Consider the following 20,233-nt stretch of genomic DNA (forward strand, 5'->3'; position numbering starts at 1 on the left):
TTATCTTTAGGTATCAAATTATAAAATGAAAGCAAGTCTTTAAGCTTGCATCTTGCGCATCTTTATTGCAAATTCCGCTATTGCTTTGATGATAACTCATGCCAAAAATGGAATTGAACGATGCTTGACATCTTAAGAAACGCTACTAACTCTTGGATTGTGAGAATTTTTCTTGCTATTTTGCTTTTATGTTTCATCCTTTTATGGGGGATACCACAGTTACACACAAAAAGTGAAAGAGATCTTATCTCTTCTGGAGAATCGACAATAACTGTTGATGATTATCGTCTCGCACTGGCTGACCAAAGCACACGTTTAGCACTCTCTTCTCATCTTGGACGAATGTTCACACCAAGTGAAATGCAGCAATACCAAATCCCCGCTTTTGTTTTTAATCAGTTACAACAAGATGTGTTGTTTGATGAACAAACCCGCCAAATGAAAATCAATCTCTCAAAAGATGCAATAGCCCGTAGCATTGGTGCGGATAATATGTTTAAAAGAAATGGCGTCTTTAACCATGATTTATTTCGTAACTACCTTCAACAATTACATATCAGAGAAAGTAATTTTCTCGACTATTACACAAAAAAAGAAAAGCGTAATCAGCTCCTTTCAGCATCACTATCTGGCATGAAGGCACCAGATCTTTTTTATAAAGCACTCGCTTCTTATCAAGGAGAAACCCGCATTGCCGATTATCTTATTCTTGATCTAAAGGGAAAAGAAGCAGTTTCTGAACCTCATCAAGAAACGTTGCAAAAATGGTTTAAAATGCATAGGAATGAATTTCGTGTTCCAGAATACCGTACCGTTTCTTTCTTATCCATGAAACTCTCTGAGTTTGTAAAACCCGAAAACATCTCAAAAGATGAGGTGAGGGCTTATTATACTCAAAATGCTTCGCGTTTTATAACACCTGAAAAACGTACGATTGAAGAATTGCGATTCCCTACACGTGAGGCTGCTGATAATGCAGCAAAAAAAATAGCCGATGGATTAAGTTTCGATGACTTAGTTAAAGCTGAAAACAAGACTCTCAATGATATAAAAAAGGGGCCTCTAACAGCAAATGAACTTCCCAATTATCTGTCCTCTGAGATTTTTGAACTTCAACAAGGACAAGTCAGTGCTGTAATCAATGATTTACAAGGTCCTGTTATCGTTCGTGTTACAGATATTATACCCGCAGGTCCTACTCCCTTCGAAAATGTAGAAGACGATATTCGCCAAACACTTGCTCAAAATCGTGCGGCTGATGATATACGTAACAATTATACAGCAATTGAAAATGCACGTTTTGAAGGAGCTTCTCTCAAAGAGCTTGCTGACCAATATAAATTGCCTCTGCAAACAATCACTCTTGATAAAACAGGAAAAACAATTGAAGGCACAATACTTACAGATTTACCCCAAAAAGATCTTTTGCTGAACTCTATCTATCAATCAAACGAGGGAGCTGATCTTGATCCGCTCTCTCTTCCAAAAGGTGGATATCTCTGGTACAAGGTCGAAGCTATCATCCCTGCACGCGATCAAACATTTGAAGAGGCAAAACAAGAGGTCATCGATCAATGGAAAAAGGAAGAAATCCAACGCCTTCTTGATGAAAAAGCTAAGGATGCTCTCAAACAACTCACTGAAGGAAAAGGTTTTGTTTCTCTCGCCCTTAGACTTGGTGTTACAAAACAAACGACGCGGCCCCTTCGGCGCCAAGATTCATCTGAAATCCTTGGATTTGAAGGCGTTAAAGCATTATTTTCTGGTCCAAAAGGTCACTATGGCATAATAAAAGGTCCCGTTGCAACAAATCGTATCCTTTATCAGATAAAGGAAGTCACTCTGCCTAAAGACATCTCCCCTCATACCCTTTCATCTGATATTCGTAGCAATATAGATATGGGGATAAGAGAAGATCTCAAACTAGAAATGCTGCACATTGCCAATAAGGAACATCCTTTAAAAATTAATAGCGCTAACTATAATCAAATTTTCCAAGCTCTCCAATGAAAATCAAGCAAACGATCTTAAACATTGCTTCGGTAAAGTTACGCTTAATATTTTATCTGCAATGTAAAACTCAGGCAAAATTCTTTTTGCCTAGTTTTGCAACATGTAACATCTATCTAATAACAAGCTTTTTTTCAAATTTGTGCTATTTCAGAAAAGTAAATGCATCACAGCTTTATCAAACGGAGATAAACTTTTATCAGAAAGACAAATGAAATTTAGAAAAGCGTTTTTGAGTGTATTTTAAAATGTTCTCAACCCCAACTGAACTGTAAATGTTGTTGTAAAACAGTCATCACTTATTTCTTCATAGTCTCTCCATAGCTGAAAATTTTCTTGTAAACAGCAAAGAGAATTTTCCTTGTCAAAACAAGAAATTCTGCTTTATCAGAAAATAAAAAAATCAATAAATTCAAAGCTCTAAGTATTACAATTCCAATATCTAATATCTCTAGAGCCTGTGCTTTTAACTCTCAAAACGAGAGGATGATTGAAAAATGACTAGGAATTTTATCAAAGAAGAAGCTTTTCTATCGTGTCACTAGGAGATAGGTCTCAAATCTCTGAGTTTTCTGAAGAAGATTTTGATAAAGGATAGTCTTCTGTAAAGATGTTCCTCATCGTTCTAACCTGTTTTCTGAGTTGAGCAGAAGAAAAGAGAAGTAATTTTACTTCTTCTCCAGTTTTCTTGAATGTCTCTAAACAGAGCCTTTATTGGTAAGAACTTAATGTGTTTTCATCCCCTTCAAGAAACTGAGATGCTGGAACAATATCATTCCAAATCCCTGTTTAAGAAAAAAACGAAAAGACCGGTTCAAGATGACTTCTTTAGGAGTAATCTTGGCTTGCTTTTTTGCATTTTTCTTCTCAATGCTTCTCTCTCATGCTAAGATTCTTTATAGCTTCCAGCACAACCTCTAATCCACAGCATAGCGATACGTCTGAATAAAGGTGACATCGAATTCTCTATAGATCATCATTATAACCTGTATTGATAAGCTTTTCAAAATCGAAATCCAAGCTTCTTTCTGGTACCCATGCATCATAAAGTCCAGAGATGTTAAGCCTCTTTTACCTGAAGGCAAAAGAAAAATCCTCACCATTGTAAAATAAAATGAATGCTTTCAACAAAATGATGCGTAAAATTATAAGTCCTCACTTACATCTGAAAAACTTATTCTCAATAAATTCTTAATCTTTTGCCAACTCTTGGCTAATGAGATATTTTTCCCTGATAATATTTTTTGTTCTTTACCGATGGAACGTTGGCTATCACTGCAGTTTTACTCTCCAATTTTACTCGGATACATAAACCGCAGAAAACTAGCTGATCTATGGCATGCATTTAATCTTATGTTTTGTGTTCTCTACATTTACTGATACACGATCCTTTTAATAAGGAGCATAATCAATGAGTCAATATGCATGATTATCCAACATTACTAAGTCACAATTTTAACTGTTTTAAGAGCATCCCGCACTTATCATCGCTGTTTCTAAAATGACAAAGAAACGAATTGAAATCACAAGAGCGCTATACTTTTCAATATAAAAAATCTATCCGTCTGTTTATTGATTCTCTCGTTATGAATTCTTTTTTATTCTACAATATCTTTGGAAGATTACCGCTTATCGCTGCTTTGGCTATCAACCAATAGCGCTGAAGTAATGGCAAAGCTGCGTTTTCTTGAAAAACTGCTGCTCCCAATTCTACTGCCTTTTGAAGAGATGCTGGTATAATTGCCAATGGAAGAAACGCCGGTTTAAGGGTTTTAGGCATCATATTAAAATGCTCGTAAAACTTAGTGTAATGCTCTCTTGATAAAGCTACCATAGCCTCAATGATATGGCATTTTTGTTCATGACTGACACGATGAGACTGCAACTCTTCCCTCTTCACCCCTACAGCTGTAAGCATATCAGTAGGCAAATAATAGTGATATCGTGATTGCATGAATGATAGGAGACGCAATACACCACTTAGCCCTTGGGCAATCCCTCCATGTTGATAGGAATCTGTGAAATTTGCTGCAGCATCTGAATCTAATATCTGACAAGAAAGCTGTAAAATTATACTTGCTGTCTCACTACAATAGAATTCGAGATCGTAAAGAGTCGCTATCGGATTGTGGTAAAGATCTAAAATCTGCGCATCGCAATAACGTAAGAAATCTGTCTTAGGTAAATTAAAAAGAGTCATCGCCGTAAACAAATCACTCAAAATCGGATTGCTTTCACTCTTTTGCATTTCACTCTGCGCAATCGAATCATACCACCAGCGCAATCGTATCTCACCGATAAGGGGATCGTGCACACTTTCACGAATACGGGCAATTTCCGCATTAAAGGCATAAAGAGCAGCCAATGCTCTACGCTTTTTTTTAGGCGCAAATAAAACTGATATATAACGATCACGATCTGTAGCACGTAAAATATCAAGACTATAGGGCAGAAAATTGATCATTCTACAGCAAACAATAAAGCCGCAACTGCACGATCTTCAGCTAACAGAACATTAAATGTACGTACTGCTGCTCCTGTACTCATTGTATCCGATGAAATACGCTTTTCCCATAACAGTATCCTTAACTCTTCAGGTAATCGCAATAATTCAACTCCTGTGCCTATTAATAAAATCTCAATTTGATCTGACTCTTCTAAGACACGAGAGATATCCTCTTGAGTTGGAATAGGTCCTGCCATATCTATACCATAAACACCTGATGGTACACAAATAATAGAACCTCTATGTGACATATCAGCGAAACGAAAACCACCATTTCCATAAGCATCAATAGGTGCGCGTCCTGGGAAATGTGCCTCGCGGACTTGAATTGCATGAAACATCAGTCAATGTCCTTTATTTTGAAAGCTCAATTGCGTTTTCCCACTTCCCCCTCAACGTCAACAAAAAAACAATAATACCCCGCATTGCAAAGTTAATGCAAAATCTTTCATACAAAAATTATCCCTGACAATGTAACAGCAATATATAAAAACTCTCACAAATATTATGGAAAAGTTTGCAATAAAACGCAGTCAAATACCATATCCGTTTAAATATATTCATTTAAGAAAAAATATCTGAGCCTATTTGCTCAAAAACAAGCAATTTTTGTCATATAGAATAATGACCTTGTTCAAAGAGCAGTTAGAATTATCACAATATTGAACAGATAAAATAACTATTTTTTAAAACAAAAAATATTAATATTCATTTACCGACTATAAGACCACTCCTACAATGAAAAGGCTTTTATATATTTATATAAAAGCCACCCATTTTCATAAAAATCAGTTTTAAAAGAACATGATAACTGTAATCATACTTTAAGATTGCTCTTCCTTTGATACAGATTCTTTTTCTTTAGAGGAAACCACATTTTCCTTCTTTGCAGTTTTAGCTTTCTGCGATGTTTTTACTTTAGCATTCAATTTTGATTTTTCTTCCGGAACTGGTTCTCCTTTAACACGAACATCTGATAACATTGAACGTATAACGCGAATACGCGTACCATCACAGATTTCAACCTCTAATTCACCGCTCTCAGCGTAAACTTTCGTAACCTTACCGATAACACCACCACCCGTTATCACTGTATCACCACGACGTACAGCATCCAGCATTTCCTGGCGCTTTTTCATTTGTGCACGCTGTGGACGAATAATAAAAAAATACATAATTCCAAAAATCAGAATGAACGGGACGAAAGTAACAAGTGAGGGCCCGTGGGAAACACCGCCTGCAACTTGAGCATAAGCGTTCGTAATAAACATTTTTATCTCCTATAGATTAAACTTCAGGTATTTCCTACTCTCTTAAAATAAGCTTTTGGTTGAAAAAAGCCTTCCTAGAGGATCATCATACAAAGCAATAACTGCACAATTGTAATTACAGTTTCACCGAAAGGTGATAAATCCTTAAAAGACAGAAGGCAACGAGAAAAAACTTTAAAAAAACAGATTTATTTCTCTTTTCGAGAAAAAATGATACCCAATAACTTTCTTCCCTTCTCAATGAGCTTAACTGATCGCTTCCCTCAAACGTGTAAGCTTTTTTATTAAAAGAGCATTGATTTAAGCAGACCGATTGTTTTTTGAAATCCAGATAAATTGCAGATTTTTAGAAGAAAGTCATCTCGCCTTAGTTTTCTAGATATTTAATAGGATCAACAGGTGCAGAATTCTTGCGCACTTCAAAATAAACACGCGGAGTTTTAACATCCCCTGAAACACCCGACTTCGCGATCTCATCACCCCGGCGTACTCTTTGTCCTCTATTAACAACAAGTTTGCTATTACAGCCATAAATAGTGATAATATTATTTTCATGTCGGATCATAACAACATTACCAAGCTCTTTTAGTCCATCACTTGCATAAATCACGATACCGTTTTCTGCTGCCTTTACTGATGAGCCTTCAGGCACGGCGATATCTATTCCCCGACTCGTTGCTGTCCCTTTCTTTTGACCAAACTGGCTTAGTAGACGCCCCCGTACTGGCCAACGCATCTTAGAAATTCCTGTAGACTGTGGTGTTACACTATTATCTTTATTCATCACGGTGTCTAAAACACCCTTTCCATCATGCAATGAGGACATCTGTGTAGAAGACTTCTGCTCAATATTTGACTTATTTATCTTTGCAGAAGATTGAGTTGTGATAAAAACTTTCTCTGAAGATGAGTCCTTCTTTTGTCTTATGGAAGATGCAACTTGAGACTGCGATATAGACTGTTTTGATGCAATCCCATCATTATTGTGAGCATTCGAATTTCCTCCTGGACGCCCGCCTGGGATCATAAGGACCTGGCCGATATAAATGGAATTACTCCTTATTCCGTTTACTAATTTTAAGTCCTCAATACTGATCCCTCTCTGCCGAGCAATGCTTAACAGCGTATCTCCACTTTGAACAATATAAGAGTTTTGCCGAAAAAGAGGATCATTCTTCATGTGTGAGCGAGAAAGTATTCCAAGATTGCGTGGCGGTGTTCCCATAACTCGACTATCAAGAGAAGGTGCTCCATCTTTTCGTGGAGAATTATACGTAGCACTCTCATAGGTTGATAAATCATTACTTGGCTCTACAGGTGGCAATTCAGTACTTTGTATCATACCATCGCCGTACGACAACGCTGGCGAATCGTGAGACATCGACATCGTTGTAGACATATTTGACTGATGAGAAACCGTAGGATCAGAGAAAGGATTAGCGAAACGCTGCATACCAGAACTACACCCCACAAGAACCACTATCATCGCTAAAAGCGCTGTACCCTGATTACACTGGAAAACATTACCCAAAACTTTTAAACACATCGTTCTGCTCACTCACCAATACTCAACACAACCTATTAAAGCTTTGTAATATTACCTAAGAGTTAAAATAAGGTATTTTATTCAAAAATATCTTTACAATAAAATCAAAATGAATTTATCATAAAGTGAAGAAGCAGATATTTTGGGTGTAGCTGTAGTCTGAAAATCAAAGCGTTTCCGCAATACCTTCAATAAAAGGTTGATAACGCACTTGGAACATTTCTAAGCATTCAAACCGGCTCGCAATTTTTGTATAATGTGTGATGATTTGTACCCCTTCATCAGGTCCTATAGCTTGAATGAGAATTCCGTTTTCAGTTAAAAGCTCTAAAAACTCTTTCGGTTCATCAGAGCGTGATGGCCAAATAAGAATACGATCAAACGATCCTAAACCTGTAACAATACGACTTCCATCAACCTGCCGTACAACAATATTTTCAATGCCTAAAGTTTCAAATCTTTGACGCGCCAAATCAACAAGCGTTTTATAGCGATCAACTGTTATCACACGGTCACTAAGGTGTGCCATAAGAGCCGTACAGAAACCAGAACCTGTGCCAATCTCTAAGACACGATGTTTTTTTTCAAAGATAAAGCATAAAGAATCAAAAGCTGCTCTTCCAAACGCTCAATATATTCACCACACTCAATTGGAATAACTTTATTATCATAAGCACTCTGAAACCAAGGAGAACCGACAAACTGTTGACGAGGAATTTTCTCCAATGCCGCAAAAAAGCGAACATCATCAATTCCTTTGCTGCGCATTTTTAGCACAAGACTAGCTAGCTCCTCATGAAATCGTAAAATACCCTTTTGATCCATAGTATCATTCGATCTCCAACAGAGTCGTTTTCTCATTATATGTACACTTTATTTTTTTTAGAATGGCACACCTTTGTGTTTTTATGCTATCATTTGTCAATAATAAACGTCTATCTGTTCTCTTTTTGCCAATTTAAGCAGTAATGCAATGCATGCCCCTCATATAAGGTTGTAAAACATCAGGTATAATAATTGACCCATCGGCCTGCTGATAATTCTCAAGAATAGCAATAAGACAACGACCAACAGCCGTACCGGAACCATTAAGACTATGAACAAAGTGTAATGTTTTTTCATCTTCTTTACGATAGCGTGCATTCATGCGTCGCCCTTGAAAATCTCCACACAATGAGCAACTGGAAATTTCACGATAGCATCCCTGACCAGGAAGCCAAACTTCAATATCATAAGTTTTACGTGCAGCAAATCCCATATCACCCGTAGAAAGAACCACGGTACGAAAAGGCAAACCAAGTCGTTTTAACACATCTTCTGCACATTCTGTCATACGTTCCAATTCAATTAAAGACTGTTCTGCCGTGGTAATTGATACCATTTCTACTTTCCAAAACTGGTGTTGACGCAACATACCACGTGTATCACGGCCTGCAGATCCCGCTTCAGAGCGGAAACAAGGAGTCAAAGAAGAAAAGCGCAGTGGCAAATCCGATATCTCAAGAATTTCATTGTTTACCAAATTGGTTAACGGCACTTCTGCTGTCGAAATAAGCCATCGACCATCTGTTGTGCGAAAAAGATCATCAGCAAATTTAGGCAACTGCGCTGCTCCATAAACACTCTCATCACGAACAAGAAGAGGAACAGAAACTTCTGTATAACCATGCTCATAAACATGTACATCAAGCATAAATTGGCCCAATGCGCGTTCAAGCCGTGCTAGCGCCCCTAAGAGTACTGTAAAACGTGTACCAGACAAACGGCTTGCCCGCTCAAAATCCATCTGTTTGAGATTTTGACCAAGATCAAAATGTTCCTTTGGTATAAAATCAAACGTCGTAGGTGTGCCAAAATGCCGAAGAACAACATTATCGCTTTCATCTTTACCCTCTGGAACATCATCTAATGGAATATTCGGCAGCGCTGCAAGAGCATTCTCACAGCTCTCCATTAATCGCCTTTCTTCTGCTGTAGCAGAAGAAAGAAAGGCTTTAATCTCTTCCACTTCAGCTCTATAGTGTTCAACCATTTTCTGATCACAGACAGCTAAAGCCTTTCCTATTTCCTTTGAAACCACATTGCGACGCTCCTGTGCAGATTGTACTTTAGCAACATGTGACCGACGCTCAAGATCAAGTTTGATTAACCTTTCAGCTTGTGGCTCAATGCCTCTCTTTGCTAACGCTTCATCTAATTTCTCAGGGTGTTCACGAATCCACTTAATATCAAGCATCAAAATTCCTCATTTGCATCATTTCTTCTCGTTTTCCTATCGCATAAGTTATAAACTTCTCTTAAGGGACTTTTTTCTTTTCCATACAGTAGGCAATTAAAATTGAAATCTCGTAAAGAGCTATCGTTGGTAATGCTACTGCAAACATAGTAAAAAAATCCGATGGGGTGACTATTGCCGCAATTATAAAAGAGATGAGAATAGCCCATTTTCGTTTAGACGCTAAACTATGAGCAGTTAAAAGTCCAACTTTCGTTAAAAGACTGGTGACAAGAGGTAATTGAAAAATCAAACCAAAAATCAAAATAAACGATGTCATAAAACTCAAATAATCGGAGATACGCACTATGAACTCTATTCTTAAATGAACATCCGGAAGAACTTGCTGAGAAAGGCTAAACCAAAGCATAATCGGTGCTAACAGAGCATAAACAAATGCTCCACCAAGACAAAATAAAATCGGTCCACCAATGAGAAATGGTAAAAAAGCCATACGCTCATTTTTATAAAGCCCTGGTGCAATAAAGCTATAACACTGAAAAGCCGTATAAGGAAAAGACAAAATTGCCGCCCCAAATGCAGCAAGTTTCATCTTTGTTAAAAAAGTTTCCCATACTTGTGTTGATTGCAAACGAATACTTTCAGGATTACCACTCGATATTTTCATGGCCCACTGATAAGGCCATATCAAAAAATTTAAGATATAATCTTTAACAAGAAAACATATAATAAAAGCGGCAAAAAATGCGATCAGAGCGGCAATAATTCGCTGACGCAATTCAATCAAATGCTCTAAAAGAGGTGCTATATTGGCATCAACTTCATCTCTCTCAACATTCATGACGCATCTTCTTTATCTTTAGAAGTTACAGATACGTTCCCAGAATTATGAGAATCAACAGGTACGGCTAAGTCTTCATCAGTTTTGTTCTGATCACATTCCAAATTTTCTTGACCTTTTTCTAATTTATGGTGCATTGTATTGACATCAAAATTACCCGGAATATCACCTCTTATATCCTGCATGGGGTTTAAAATCCCTGTTAACTTTCTGTCTGGATTAAAATTGTCCATATCCGATAATGTCTTTTGCAAATCACCGAGCTCAGCTTGTTTTATTGCATCATCAAACTGGCGGCGAAATTCATTGGCTGTTGAACGCACATACGCTACTGCCTTTGACATTGCTCTTAACATTTTAGGCAAATCTTTTGGTCCAACTACAACGATGAGAATAATTAAGATTACGAGAAACTCTGGCCCATCAATCCCGAACATCGTTTATACTCAACTTCCTCATTTCAATAATAACGATTGTATCTTTGTTATTTTATACGCTGTTTTTTAACAACAGAAGTTTTGCCTTCTCTAGTGGAAGAAGAACCTTTTGCGCGCATGGCTGCAAGCTTTACCGATAAAGACTGAGATTTTTGAGGCTCAACATCCATTTTTTCAGAATAGTCAGCCATTTCAAGCTTATCCTCGAGCATGTCCTCTTCGTCTTTCATATTCTTTTTGAAAGCTTTGATCCCCTTTGCAACATCGCCCATTAATTCAGAAACCTTACCACGCCCGAAAAGTACAATGATAATCAGTAAAATTACAATTAAATGTGTTGGTGAAAAAATATTACCCATCACTCTCTCTCACTACTTTTAAATTTGATTTCACTTATTTATACTGGCTCTGTAAGGAATGTAGCAAATATAATCATATTTTACTTGTATATTTTCTTCTCAAGTTAAAGACAATCGCACATCTTTTTTATTGTAAACTACCTTTTAGACTTTCTCCAGCTTTTCCTTAGCATATTACAATAAGCATAGATAAATTAAAAATGACAAACCTCTTCAAATAAAAGTCAAAAGGTTTGAAAACTCTTCTCTCAAGGCAACTTCATCTGAGCTGTCTTCTTGCAGAATTCGCCTGCTAGCCCTATGCACACGTTCTAATGCCTTACCTTTTAAAAATGGCGCTGTATGCGCAATCGCACACATCTCTTCTAAATGACCATTACAATGTAAAACAATATCACAGCCGGCAGCAAAAATTTTACGTGTTAAATCAGAGAAATTTTCCGAAAATGCATTGTTCCAAAGAGCTTTCATTGATACATCATCTGATATTAAAAGCCCATCAAAACCTATCTTTTTACGAATAACATTCTCAATAACTCTCTTAGAAAGTGTTGCAGGAAACCTCTCGTCAATTGCTCCGTAGACAATATGCCCAGTCATCGCAGCTGGCAAATCAGCTAAATTTTTAAAAGGCATAAAATCATGCTTCTCCAAAATATCAAGGAAGGCATCAACATGTGCTAATTCAAAATGCGTATCGCAAAGCGCTCTACCATGTCCGGGAATATGTTTCATTACTGGTAAAACACCCCCATCCAAAAGCCCCTTAGCAGCTGCACTCCCTAAAGCTGTCACTGTTTCTACATCTTTAGCATAAGCACGCGTTCCAATAACATCGTGTGCTCCACCCACCGGAATATCTAAAACAGGAAGACAATTGGCATTTATACCAAGCTTTATTAAGTCAAAAGCATGAAGTCGAGACATAATCCACGCAGCGCGAATTCCTTTATCTTGATCCTTTTTATAAAGTTTCCCCAAAGTTGCAGCTGCTGGATAATGAGGTACCAGAGGTGGAAGCAAACGTTGTACTTTTCCTCCTTCTTGATCAATAAAAATAAAAACGTCATCACGCCCACTTACCTCACGTAAAGATGTCGTCAATGCCTTAATGTCATCTGCTGACCCAATATTGCGAGCAAATAGAATAAAAGCCCAAGGCTTATACTCAGCAATAAAGGCTTTTTCAGCTTCTCTTAGAACAAAACCAGAAATACCAGTAATTATAGCTTTTATTTCTGACATTATCGTCATACCTTAACATTGATTCCTTCATAATTTCTCATTTGATTGAGACAGTTCGCATATCTCATGTTAATTTTTTTAAAGCTCTTCTTTCGAGATTCTATACAAAAATCTCTCCATTTCGCATATGTAACGTGAAACTTGCGCCCCAAAGAAAGCCATTTCTTAAATGCTTCCGTGAGAAATCTATCAACATAGCATGCAAAATTTTTATTCTTATTGTTTATAGAATTTATCATTGATAAGTTTAACTGATTTCTGAGATATTCAAAATGGATCATCTTCAAATACTTGGCTGTCTTATTAATAACTGTGCACATTGCGCTTAGAATCTTTAGCATTCTCCACTGGCACGTTAATTAACCTGTCGCTTTCATTCATTTCCTCCTGAAAAGCGATAAAATAAAGAAATTCTTTATAATCTGCCCAATGCCTTACAGAATATTTTCTCCTGTTCTCACTATGTTTTGTCAAAAGATTTAAAATTTTAGTGATTAATCCAGTTTATACAGATTAGATTAATATAAAACAGCATAGCCAATTACTCATTTATAACATTGGCACTCTGCCAAACAGATATGCTTTTTTGATCAAAATATAATTTTCTCTCTGCTTGACAGGGCTTTTATGAATAGAAAAACTGTCATTTTATGTTAGTAAAGGGATTTGGTGAGCAGTCTGAAATAGGATAGAGTTTCGTCATGAATTATCGGCATATTTATCATGCTGGCAATTTTGCTGATGTTTTTAAACATATTATTGTCACCCGCATCATAGAATACCTCAAACGCAAGGAAAAAGCTTTTCGCGTTATAGATACCCATGCTGGAATCGGTATTTATGATCTTTCTTCTTTGGAAGCACATAAAACCGGAGAGTGGAGAGAAGGCGTCCACCGATTTCTTTCAGCACCTATACCAGAAGACTTAAAAGAACTTCTTTATCCATGGTGCAATATCATTGAAACACTCAATGAAGGGGAAAAAGACATCCTGTTTTATCCAGGCTCTCCTGTTCTTATTCGCCAATTACTGCGTAAACAAGACCGCCTCACAGCAATTGAATTGCACTGTGAAGATTATCACATTTTAGCAAAAAATTTTGCCGGTGATTATCAAACAAAAGTCTTGCATTTAGATGGATGGCTTTCCTTAAATGCTCATCTACCACCAAAAGAAAAACGTGGTTTTATTCTCGTTGATCCTCCTTTTGAAAAACCTGGTGAATTTTCCCGTCTTATCGAGGGGTTAATGAAAGCATATCGCCGTTTCTCTGGAGGAATTTATGCTTTATGGTATCCCGTTAAATATGACAAAGAAATTGAAAATTTTCTTCATGCATTGCATCAAACAGAAATTCCGAAAATTTTACAACTTGAACTGCGTATTCGAAAAAGCTCCATACCACCTACAATGAATGGAAGTGGTATGATCCTTATCAATCCTCCCTATCTCCTTGAAGAAGAAATCAAAAAGCTCAGCCCCTTTCTTATCACTCGTCTTGGGCAAGATAAAAATGCACAAATAACTCATAAATGGATTCAAAAAGAATAGCTGTTATGTTAAAATTACTTTTCTATGCTCCCTAAATGAGGCTCCTTGTGAGGGTAATGAAAGAAGATTAAACTCCTTAGAGGCTGAACAAGAGTTAAATCTTTTGCTCTACAATTGACACAAAATGTACAGAAAAGCGAAGGGTATGGTTTTTTCTTTGAAAAGAACGTCTTAGCTAATTTTTATTTTATAACAAATTTATCAATTCATGAATAAAGTTAGCTGACTGGTAAAACTTTTTTCTGGGGTTTCCTTCGTTGTTTTTTATAAAAAGTAATAATTCCAAAACTGTATAATCTCATGCCATAATGCGTTATTTATTAAGACAAAACTATAAACACATAAAAGACAAGAGTTAATGGAGTAGAATACCTCGCATAAAAAAGCACAAAACACCCTTGGGTAAACTGAATGATCTTTAAAAATAAAACAGCTTATGCAGAAGGTGAGCAAGAAAAACTCTCTTTTCTTACTCATATTACGTGGGATAATGCTGATCAAGGAAATGAAAAAAATCAATTTAAAGGTGCCAAACTCATACAAGAGTTTGTCAAACATCTTCCGCATAAACCAGGCGTTTATCGGATGGTTGATGAAAATGGTGAAATTCTCTATGTTGGCAAAGCACGTAATCTTAAAAAACGTGTCTCAAACTATACACGTGAACAGGGACATAATAACCGTATCACCCGCATGATTCGTGCGACATCTCATATGGAATTTGTCGTTACTCATACAGAAACAGAAGCGCTCCTCTTGGAGGCTAATCTCATTAAAAGGTTGCATCCACGTTTTAATGTGTTACTACGTGATGATAAAAGCTTTCCTTATATCATTATTACTGATGATCATCGTGCACCCGCACTTTACAAACATCGCGGCGCCCGAACACGAAAAGCCCATTATTTTGGTCCTTTTGCTTCTTCGAGCGCTGTTACACAAACAATCAATGTTTTGCAACGCGCTTTTTTATTACGCACCTGTACGGATTCAGTTCTTGAAAACCGTACACGTCCTTGTTTGCTTTACCAAATCAAGCGGTGTTCTGCGCCCTGTACGCATGAAATTAGTGACAGTGATTACAGAGAACTTGTTAAAGGAGCAAGATCTTTCCTTTCGGGAAAAAGCCAATCCGTTAAAAATGATATGGTTCAAGCTATGCATAAAGCTGCAGAAAATCTTGATTTTGAACAAGCGGCAGCCTATCGTGATCGTTTATCGGCGCTCTCTCACATACAAAGTCATCAAGGCATTAATCCCCAAACAATAGAAGAAGCAGATGTCTTTGCAATTGCGCAAAAGGAAGGGATAACCTGCATTCAAGTGTTCTTTTTCCGCATGGGGCAAAATTGGGGAAACAGAGCATATTTTCCTAAAGCAGATCCATCTTTTTCCAGTAGTGAAATTTTAGCAAGTTTCCTTGCCCAATTCTATGATGATAAGCCACTTCCAAAACTCATCCTTTTATCTGAATCCATTGAAGACAAGACACTTCTTGCAGAAGCATTCAGTCTAAAAGCAAATCGTAAAATATCCCTCTCTTTACCAAAACAAGGTGAACGCAAAACCTTGGTTAATCATGCCTATATCAATGCCCATGAAACACTTGGACACAAACTTGCTGAAACAGCCACACATACAAAATTGTTTCAGGGTATTGCAGAAATATTTCAACTGCCTCATACCCCATGCCGTATAGAAATCTATGATAATTCCCACATTATGGGGACAAATGCAGTAGGTGCGATGATTGTGGCAGGCCAAAATGGATTTATTAAAAATCAATATCGCAAATTCAATATTCGCTCAACCGATATTACACCTGGCGATGACTTTGGCATGATGAAAGAAGTCATTAAACGAAGATTTTCACGCCTTATCAAAGAGCATGGTCTGCCTCATGAAAGCAAAAAAATACAAGGTAAAGATGATATTTCTTTCCCTACTTGGCCTGATCTTATTTTAATCGATGGAGGCAAAGGACAAATAAATAGTGTGCATACAATCTTATCTGAATTAGGATTGGATAATTTTATTACGGTAGTGGGAATAGCTAAAGGTGTTGAACGTAAAGCGGGACGTGAACGTTTTTTTATAAAAGGAAAAACACCTTTTACACTTCCCCTACGCGACCCTATTTTGTATTTTTTACAACGTCTACGTGACGAAGCACATCGTTTTGCAATTGGAACTCACAGAGCAAAACGAAAAAAAGAAACATTGAAAAATCCGCTTGATGAAATCGAAAATATTGGTCCGACAAGAAAGCGTGCATTGCTTCATCATTTTGGAAGTGCTAAAGCCGTTGCCGGCGCCTCATTAGAAGATTTAACAAAAGTTATAGGAATTTCTCTCACGATTGCACAAAAAATTCACAACCATTTTAATGAAAAATAGGCTTGTTTCATAATCTTTGCCTTGTTACGTTTATAAAGTATATTGTAATTTCACAAAAAAATTGAAAATAGTTTTATGAAAAATCATACTTTTTCTTTTCCAAATATTTTAACTTATGCACGGATTATTGCTGTGCCAATGGTTGTTGCGTGCTTTTTTTTAGAAGGACGACTGCAATCAAGCGATATTGCACGTTGGGCTGCCGTTTCTATTTTTGTGTTTGCATCTATTACTGACTTTCTTGATGGCTACCTTGCCCGTATTTGGGAACAAACATCCAATATCGGGCGCATGTTAGATCCTATTGCAGATAAACTTCTTGTCTCTGCCTGTTTACTCTTACTTGCAGCAGACAGTACTATTGCGGGGTGGACATTATGGGCAGCTATTATTATTCTTTGTCGGGAAATTCTTGTATCAGGATTACGTGAATATTTGGCTGAACTGAAAGTCAGTGTTCCTGTCTCTCGTTTTGCAAAATGGAAAACTTTTGTACAAATGATAGCTATTATTTTTCTTTTAGCGGGACCAGCTGGCAATAAAATTATTCCTTATACAGTGGAATTTGGCATCACTATGTTGTGGATTTCTGCTCTTCTTACATTGTGGACAGGATGGGATTATTTTCGCGCAGGTTTAAAACATGTCATCACATGAACAGTGATAAATTCTGTATTCCTTATTTTTTAATCTATAACCTCATAAAAAAATTCCAAAACAAGCTGTTTTGGAATTTTCTACTTCTTAGATATGCTTTTTATTAGCCAACAATTTCTACTTCGGAAAACCAAAAAGCGACCTCTGTCTTTGCCGTCTCAGCGCTATCCGAACCATGAACAGAATTTTCACCAATCGACAAAGCATGAACTTTACGAATTGTCCCTTCCTGTGCTTCTCCAGGATTTGTAGCCCCCATCACTTCACGGTTTTTAGCTATTGCATTTTCGCCTTCTAAAACCTGCACAATGGTTGGACCAGAAGACATGAATTCAACTAATTCAGTAAAAAATGGACGTTCTTTATGAACAGCATAAAATTTTTCAGCTTCACGTTGGCTCATCCACACACGTTTAGATGCGATAACACGCAGCCCCGCATCTTCAAGCATTTTTGTAATTGCACCTGTTAAATTACGACGTGTTGCATCTGGTTTAATCATTGAAAAAGTACGTTCTATAGCCATTTGACCACCTTTATTTTATTATAAATATTATCTGGCTCTATAGCGAGCAAGACGTCTCTTGCCAAGTGACTCTGAGAAAATCCGCACCAATTTTTAGAATTGTACAGTTTTGGGTTGATTTTAATAAAAAATCTCAATTTAATGTATTGCCTCATCATAGATACAATAAATTGACGTATAATGATAAACTATCTCTCTTCAACTTGAATAAGAACCCCAAATAACGTAAGTTTTTCTCATTCAAGCCTTCTTATCTAGTGAATTCATCAAAATCATTCTCTCACACCACAAAGAGGCACATCGCAAAGAGGTTGGAGTGTGGGGATAGAAACGCTTCAAGAAAGGACTAAAATGCCTCTCATAAACTGTTTCACTGTAAGAGCTGTTGCAACATTTTGAGCTGGCAAATAGAGGGTGTCAACTTGCACCAAGCATAATGACAGTGGTAGACAGTGGTATATAACGGCATACATACTTCACCTTCAAAAATTAAATCCACTTGCACTTATTTTTAAAATATGCAAGGGGGGTTTTTCATTATGTTAGTGTTGAATGATATTACAATACGGATAGCTGGGCGTCTTTTAATTAGCCGTGCTAATATTGCTCTTCCTGCTGGTTCAAAAACTGGGTTTGTTGGCTGTAATGGCACAGGAAAATCAACTCTTTTTCGCGCCATTACAGGTGATATCTCACCTGAAAGTGGCGATATCCGCATACCCAAAGGTACAAAAATTGGTCAAGTTGCTCAAGAGGCACCTGCAAGCAAACATTCTTTGCTTGAAACTGTCTTAGCCGCCAACACAGAACGCACCAATCTTCTCCATGAAGCAGAAACCGCAACTGATCCTCTGCGTATTGCTGCCATTCATGCACGCTTAGCCGATATTGATGCCCATTCTGCAAAAGCACGCGCCGGAAAAATTCTCTCTGGTTTAGGATTTGATTCTCATACACACCAAAAACCGCTCTCATCCTTTTCCGGTGGATGGCGTATGCGAATTGCGCTAGCAGCCGTATTGTTTACTGAACCGGATCTTTTACTCCTCGATGAACCAACAAATTATCTCGATATTGAAGGAACTCTCTGGCTCACCGAGTATGTGCGTCACTACCCCCATACAGTGATTATCATCAGTCATGATCGCGATTTTTTAAATCATACAGTTAACTCTATCATGCATCTCGAAAATAACCAAATTAGTTTCTGGCGTGGTAATTATGATCAATTTGAACAACAAAAAGCTGAAGTTATTAAACTTCAACAAAAACAAATTGAAAAACAAGAAATGCAACAAAAACATATGGAAGATTTTATCATCCGTTTTCGTGCTAAAGCAAGTAAAGCACGACAAGCACAATCACGCCTTAAAGCGCTTGAAAAACTTAAGCCTCTTACAACATGGAAAATTCAAAATACTCAACCTTTTATCTTTCCACAAGTAGAAAAGCCTGTGGCCTCCCCTATTCTTGCACTCTCAAACGTAAGTATCGGTTATGAAACAGGAAAGCCAATTTTAAAAGAATTAAATTTAAGAATTGATAATAATGATCGTATCGCCCTCTTGGGTTCAAACGGAAATGGAAAATCAACTCTTGCTAAATTGCTCGCTGGTCGTCTAAAATCAGAAAAGGGAACAGTTACTCTTGCTCCACATCTGAAAATTGCTTTTTTTGCTCAACATCAACTTGATGATCTGAGACCTGAAGAAAATGCAATAGATCACATGCGTCCTCTTATGCCAGGAAAAGCAGACGCTAAAATACGCGCTGCAGTCGCTCGTATGGGAATATCAACGGAAAAAATGATGACAAAAGTCAAAGAGCTTTCAGGAGGTGAAAAAGTTCGCTTGCTTATGGGACTTACTGTTTTTGAAGGTCCCCATCTTCTTATTCTTGATGAACCAACCAATCACCTTGACATCGATAGCCGTCAAGAACTGATACATGCACTCAATCATTTTAATGGAGCAGTGATACTTATTGCCCATGACCGGCACCTTATTGAAGCAACAATGGATCGCTTATGGCTTGTAAAAAATAAAACTGTGCTTCCTTATGAAGGTGATATGCACACTTACCGTAAAGAGATTCTTGGACTTTCCCCCAAAAAAGAAACAAATGTATCTGTTAAAAAACAACTTTCCCCTTCTAAAAATGATCAACGAAAAAGCAACGCTCAAAAACGTGCTAGTCTTGCTCCATTACGCAAAAAAATAGCTGAAACTGAAGCATTGATAGAGCACCTTCATAAACAAATTACACGACTTGATGAAGAACTCATTTCTGTTTCTTTCCATAACAAAATACCTGAGAAAATAAAAGAACGTGCTAAAATAGCCCACAAATTAGAAGAAGCCGAAACGCTCTGGTTTGCATTATCTGATCAATATGAAACACAAATGATGTAAAAATAAACTCTTATCACTTATAATATTTTTGCTTGATTGGGAACTCTAGGATAATAGCCATAAGCAAAAAATTCATGCCTGTCATAAAAATCATGGACCAAATGATAGAAGAAAAAACACTCCCTCTAACGACCTAATAGAGAAAACCCTCACTCTCATCTGTTAGGAGAATAGATTGACATTCTGTCACAGAAAACTCTCTCATCGTTGATGTGTGCGCTGAGAAAAAAATGATCTC

The 20,233-nt window shown here is 37.2% G+C and carries 15 protein-coding genes and 1 pseudogene; 5 read left to right on the forward strand and 11 right to left on the reverse strand.

Annotated features, from left to right (window positions below; all coding sequences use genetic code 11):
- The first annotated feature begins 120 nt into the window (after positions 1-120).
- Positions 121-2,010: a peptidyl-prolyl cis-trans isomerase gene (locus BN200_RS00460; RefSeq protein WP_019220433.1), complete on the forward strand. Its 1,890-nt coding sequence runs from the start codon at positions 121-123 to the stop codon at positions 2,008-2,010.
- Positions 2,011-3,613: 1,603 nt separating this feature from the next.
- Here BN200_RS00460 and BN200_RS00470 read toward each other — a convergent pair.
- The 10 genes and pseudogenes from BN200_RS00470 to nagZ form a co-directional block, all read right to left on the reverse strand.
- Positions 3,614-4,474 carry a phytoene/squalene synthase family protein gene (locus BN200_RS00470; protein WP_019220436.1) on the reverse strand — a complete coding sequence of 287 codons (861 nt, stop codon included), beginning with the start codon at positions 4,472-4,474 and terminating at the stop codon, positions 3,614-3,616.
- Positions 4,471-4,857, reverse strand: a complete 387-nt coding sequence (locus BN200_RS00475) for an Mth938-like domain-containing protein (protein ID WP_019220437.1) — start codon at positions 4,855-4,857, stop codon at positions 4,471-4,473. Before BN200_RS00475 ends, BN200_RS00470 begins: the two co-directional genes overlap by 4 nt.
- Before the next feature lie 483 nt (positions 4,858-5,340).
- Positions 5,341-5,787, reverse strand: a complete 447-nt coding sequence (gene yajC / locus BN200_RS00480) for a preprotein translocase subunit YajC (RefSeq protein ID WP_019220438.1) — start codon at positions 5,785-5,787, stop codon at positions 5,341-5,343.
- 367 nt (positions 5,788-6,154) lie between these two features.
- Complete coding sequence (locus BN200_RS00485; RefSeq protein WP_019220439.1) at positions 6,155-7,333, reverse strand: M23 family metallopeptidase; 1,179 nt, start codon at positions 7,331-7,333, stop codon at positions 6,155-6,157.
- Positions 7,334-7,499: 166 nt separating this feature from the next.
- Positions 7,500-8,158, reverse strand: a pseudogene (locus tag BN200_RS00490) (protein-L-isoaspartate(D-aspartate) O-methyltransferase).
- Between the two features lie 133 nt (positions 8,159-8,291).
- Complete coding sequence (gene serS / locus BN200_RS00495; RefSeq protein ID WP_019220440.1) at positions 8,292-9,569, reverse strand: serine--tRNA ligase; 1,278 nt, start codon at positions 9,567-9,569, stop codon at positions 8,292-8,294.
- A 61-nt stretch (positions 9,570-9,630) separates the two neighbouring features.
- Positions 9,631-10,410: a twin-arginine translocase subunit TatC gene (tatC, locus tag BN200_RS00500; protein WP_019220441.1), complete on the reverse strand. Its 780-nt coding sequence runs from the start codon at positions 10,408-10,410 to the stop codon at positions 9,631-9,633.
- Complete coding sequence (gene tatB, locus BN200_RS00505) at positions 10,407-10,847, reverse strand: Sec-independent protein translocase protein TatB (protein ID WP_019220442.1); 441 nt, start codon at positions 10,845-10,847, stop codon at positions 10,407-10,409. The genes tatC and tatB overlap by 4 nt, the downstream gene beginning before the upstream one ends.
- A gap of 47 nt (positions 10,848-10,894) precedes the next feature.
- Positions 10,895-11,206, reverse strand: coding sequence for a twin-arginine translocase TatA/TatE family subunit (gene tatA / locus BN200_RS00510; RefSeq protein WP_019220443.1), 312 nt, complete (start codon positions 11,204-11,206; stop codon positions 10,895-10,897).
- A gap of 213 nt (positions 11,207-11,419) precedes the next feature.
- Positions 11,420-12,451 carry a beta-N-acetylhexosaminidase gene (gene nagZ, locus BN200_RS00515; RefSeq protein WP_034988806.1) on the reverse strand — a complete coding sequence of 344 codons (1,032 nt, stop codon included), beginning with the start codon at positions 12,449-12,451 and terminating at the stop codon, positions 11,420-11,422.
- Positions 12,452-13,152: 701 nt separating this feature from the next.
- Here nagZ and BN200_RS00525 point away from each other — a divergent pair.
- The 3 genes from BN200_RS00525 to pgsA all read left to right on the forward strand — a co-directional run bounded on the left by BN200_RS00525 (position 13,153) and on the right by pgsA (position 17,058).
- Positions 13,153-14,004 (forward strand): 23S rRNA (adenine(2030)-N(6))-methyltransferase RlmJ, encoded by an 852-nt coding sequence (locus BN200_RS00525; protein WP_019220446.1) that lies wholly within the window; start codon positions 13,153-13,155, stop codon positions 14,002-14,004.
- A 411-nt stretch (positions 14,005-14,415) separates the two neighbouring features.
- Entirely contained in the window at positions 14,416-16,401 is a 1,986-nt protein-coding gene (uvrC, locus tag BN200_RS00530) for an excinuclease ABC subunit UvrC (RefSeq protein ID WP_019220447.1), read from the forward strand.
- A 75-nt stretch (positions 16,402-16,476) separates the two neighbouring features.
- The gene (gene pgsA, locus BN200_RS00535; protein WP_019220448.1) at positions 16,477-17,058 is read left to right on the forward strand and encodes a CDP-diacylglycerol--glycerol-3-phosphate 3-phosphatidyltransferase; all 582 of its coding nucleotides are present in this window, start codon (positions 16,477-16,479) and stop codon (positions 17,056-17,058) included.
- Between the two features lie 103 nt (positions 17,059-17,161).
- Here pgsA and ndk read toward each other — a convergent pair whose 3' ends face one another.
- The gene (gene ndk, locus BN200_RS00540) at positions 17,162-17,584 is read right to left on the reverse strand and encodes a nucleoside-diphosphate kinase (RefSeq protein WP_019220449.1); all 423 of its coding nucleotides are present in this window, start codon (positions 17,582-17,584) and stop codon (positions 17,162-17,164) included.
- A gap of 539 nt (positions 17,585-18,123) precedes the next feature.
- Between ndk and BN200_RS00545 the strand changes: the two genes are divergently transcribed.
- Positions 18,124-19,995: an ABC-F family ATP-binding cassette domain-containing protein gene (locus BN200_RS00545; RefSeq protein ID WP_019220450.1), complete on the forward strand. Its 1,872-nt coding sequence runs from the start codon at positions 18,124-18,126 to the stop codon at positions 19,993-19,995.
- Positions 19,996-20,233 lie beyond the last annotated feature (238 nt).

The organism is Bartonella senegalensis OS02 (assembly GCF_000312545.1).
Classification (GTDB): domain Bacteria; phylum Pseudomonadota; class Alphaproteobacteria; order Rhizobiales; family Rhizobiaceae; genus Bartonella; species Bartonella senegalensis.

Coding starts and splice junctions, on each gene's coding strand:
- BN200_RS00460 (WP_019220433.1), top strand. CDS start 121: ATGCTTGACATCTTAAGAAACGCTACTAACTCTTGGATTGTGAGAATT.
- BN200_RS00470 (WP_019220436.1), bottom strand. CDS start 4,474: ATGATCAATTTTCTGCCCTATAGTCTTGATATTTTACGTGCTACAGAT.
- BN200_RS00475 (WP_019220437.1), bottom strand. CDS start 4,857: ATGTTTCATGCAATTCAAGTCCGCGAGGCACATTTCCCAGGACGCGCA.
- yajC (WP_019220438.1), bottom strand. CDS start 5,787: ATGTTTATTACGAACGCTTATGCTCAAGTTGCAGGCGGTGTTTCCCAC.
- BN200_RS00485 (WP_019220439.1), bottom strand. CDS start 7,333: ATGTGTTTAAAAGTTTTGGGTAATGTTTTCCAGTGTAATCAGGGTACA.
- serS (WP_019220440.1), bottom strand. CDS start 9,569: ATGCTTGATATTAAGTGGATTCGTGAACACCCTGAGAAATTAGATGAA.
- tatC (WP_019220441.1), bottom strand. CDS start 10,410: ATGAATGTTGAGAGAGATGAAGTTGATGCCAATATAGCACCTCTTTTA.
- tatB (WP_019220442.1), bottom strand. CDS start 10,847: ATGTTCGGGATTGATGGGCCAGAGTTTCTCGTAATCTTAATTATTCTC.
- tatA (WP_019220443.1), bottom strand. CDS start 11,206: ATGGGTAATATTTTTTCACCAACACATTTAATTGTAATTTTACTGATT.
- nagZ (WP_034988806.1), bottom strand. CDS start 12,451: ATGTCAGAAATAAAAGCTATAATTACTGGTATTTCTGGTTTTGTTCTA.
- BN200_RS00525 (WP_019220446.1), top strand. CDS start 13,153: ATGAATTATCGGCATATTTATCATGCTGGCAATTTTGCTGATGTTTTT.
- uvrC (WP_019220447.1), top strand. CDS start 14,416: ATGATCTTTAAAAATAAAACAGCTTATGCAGAAGGTGAGCAAGAAAAA.
- pgsA (WP_019220448.1), top strand. CDS start 16,477: ATGAAAAATCATACTTTTTCTTTTCCAAATATTTTAACTTATGCACGG.
- ndk (WP_019220449.1), bottom strand. CDS start 17,584: ATGGCTATAGAACGTACTTTTTCAATGATTAAACCAGATGCAACACGT.
- BN200_RS00545 (WP_019220450.1), top strand. CDS start 18,124: ATGTTAGTGTTGAATGATATTACAATACGGATAGCTGGGCGTCTTTTA.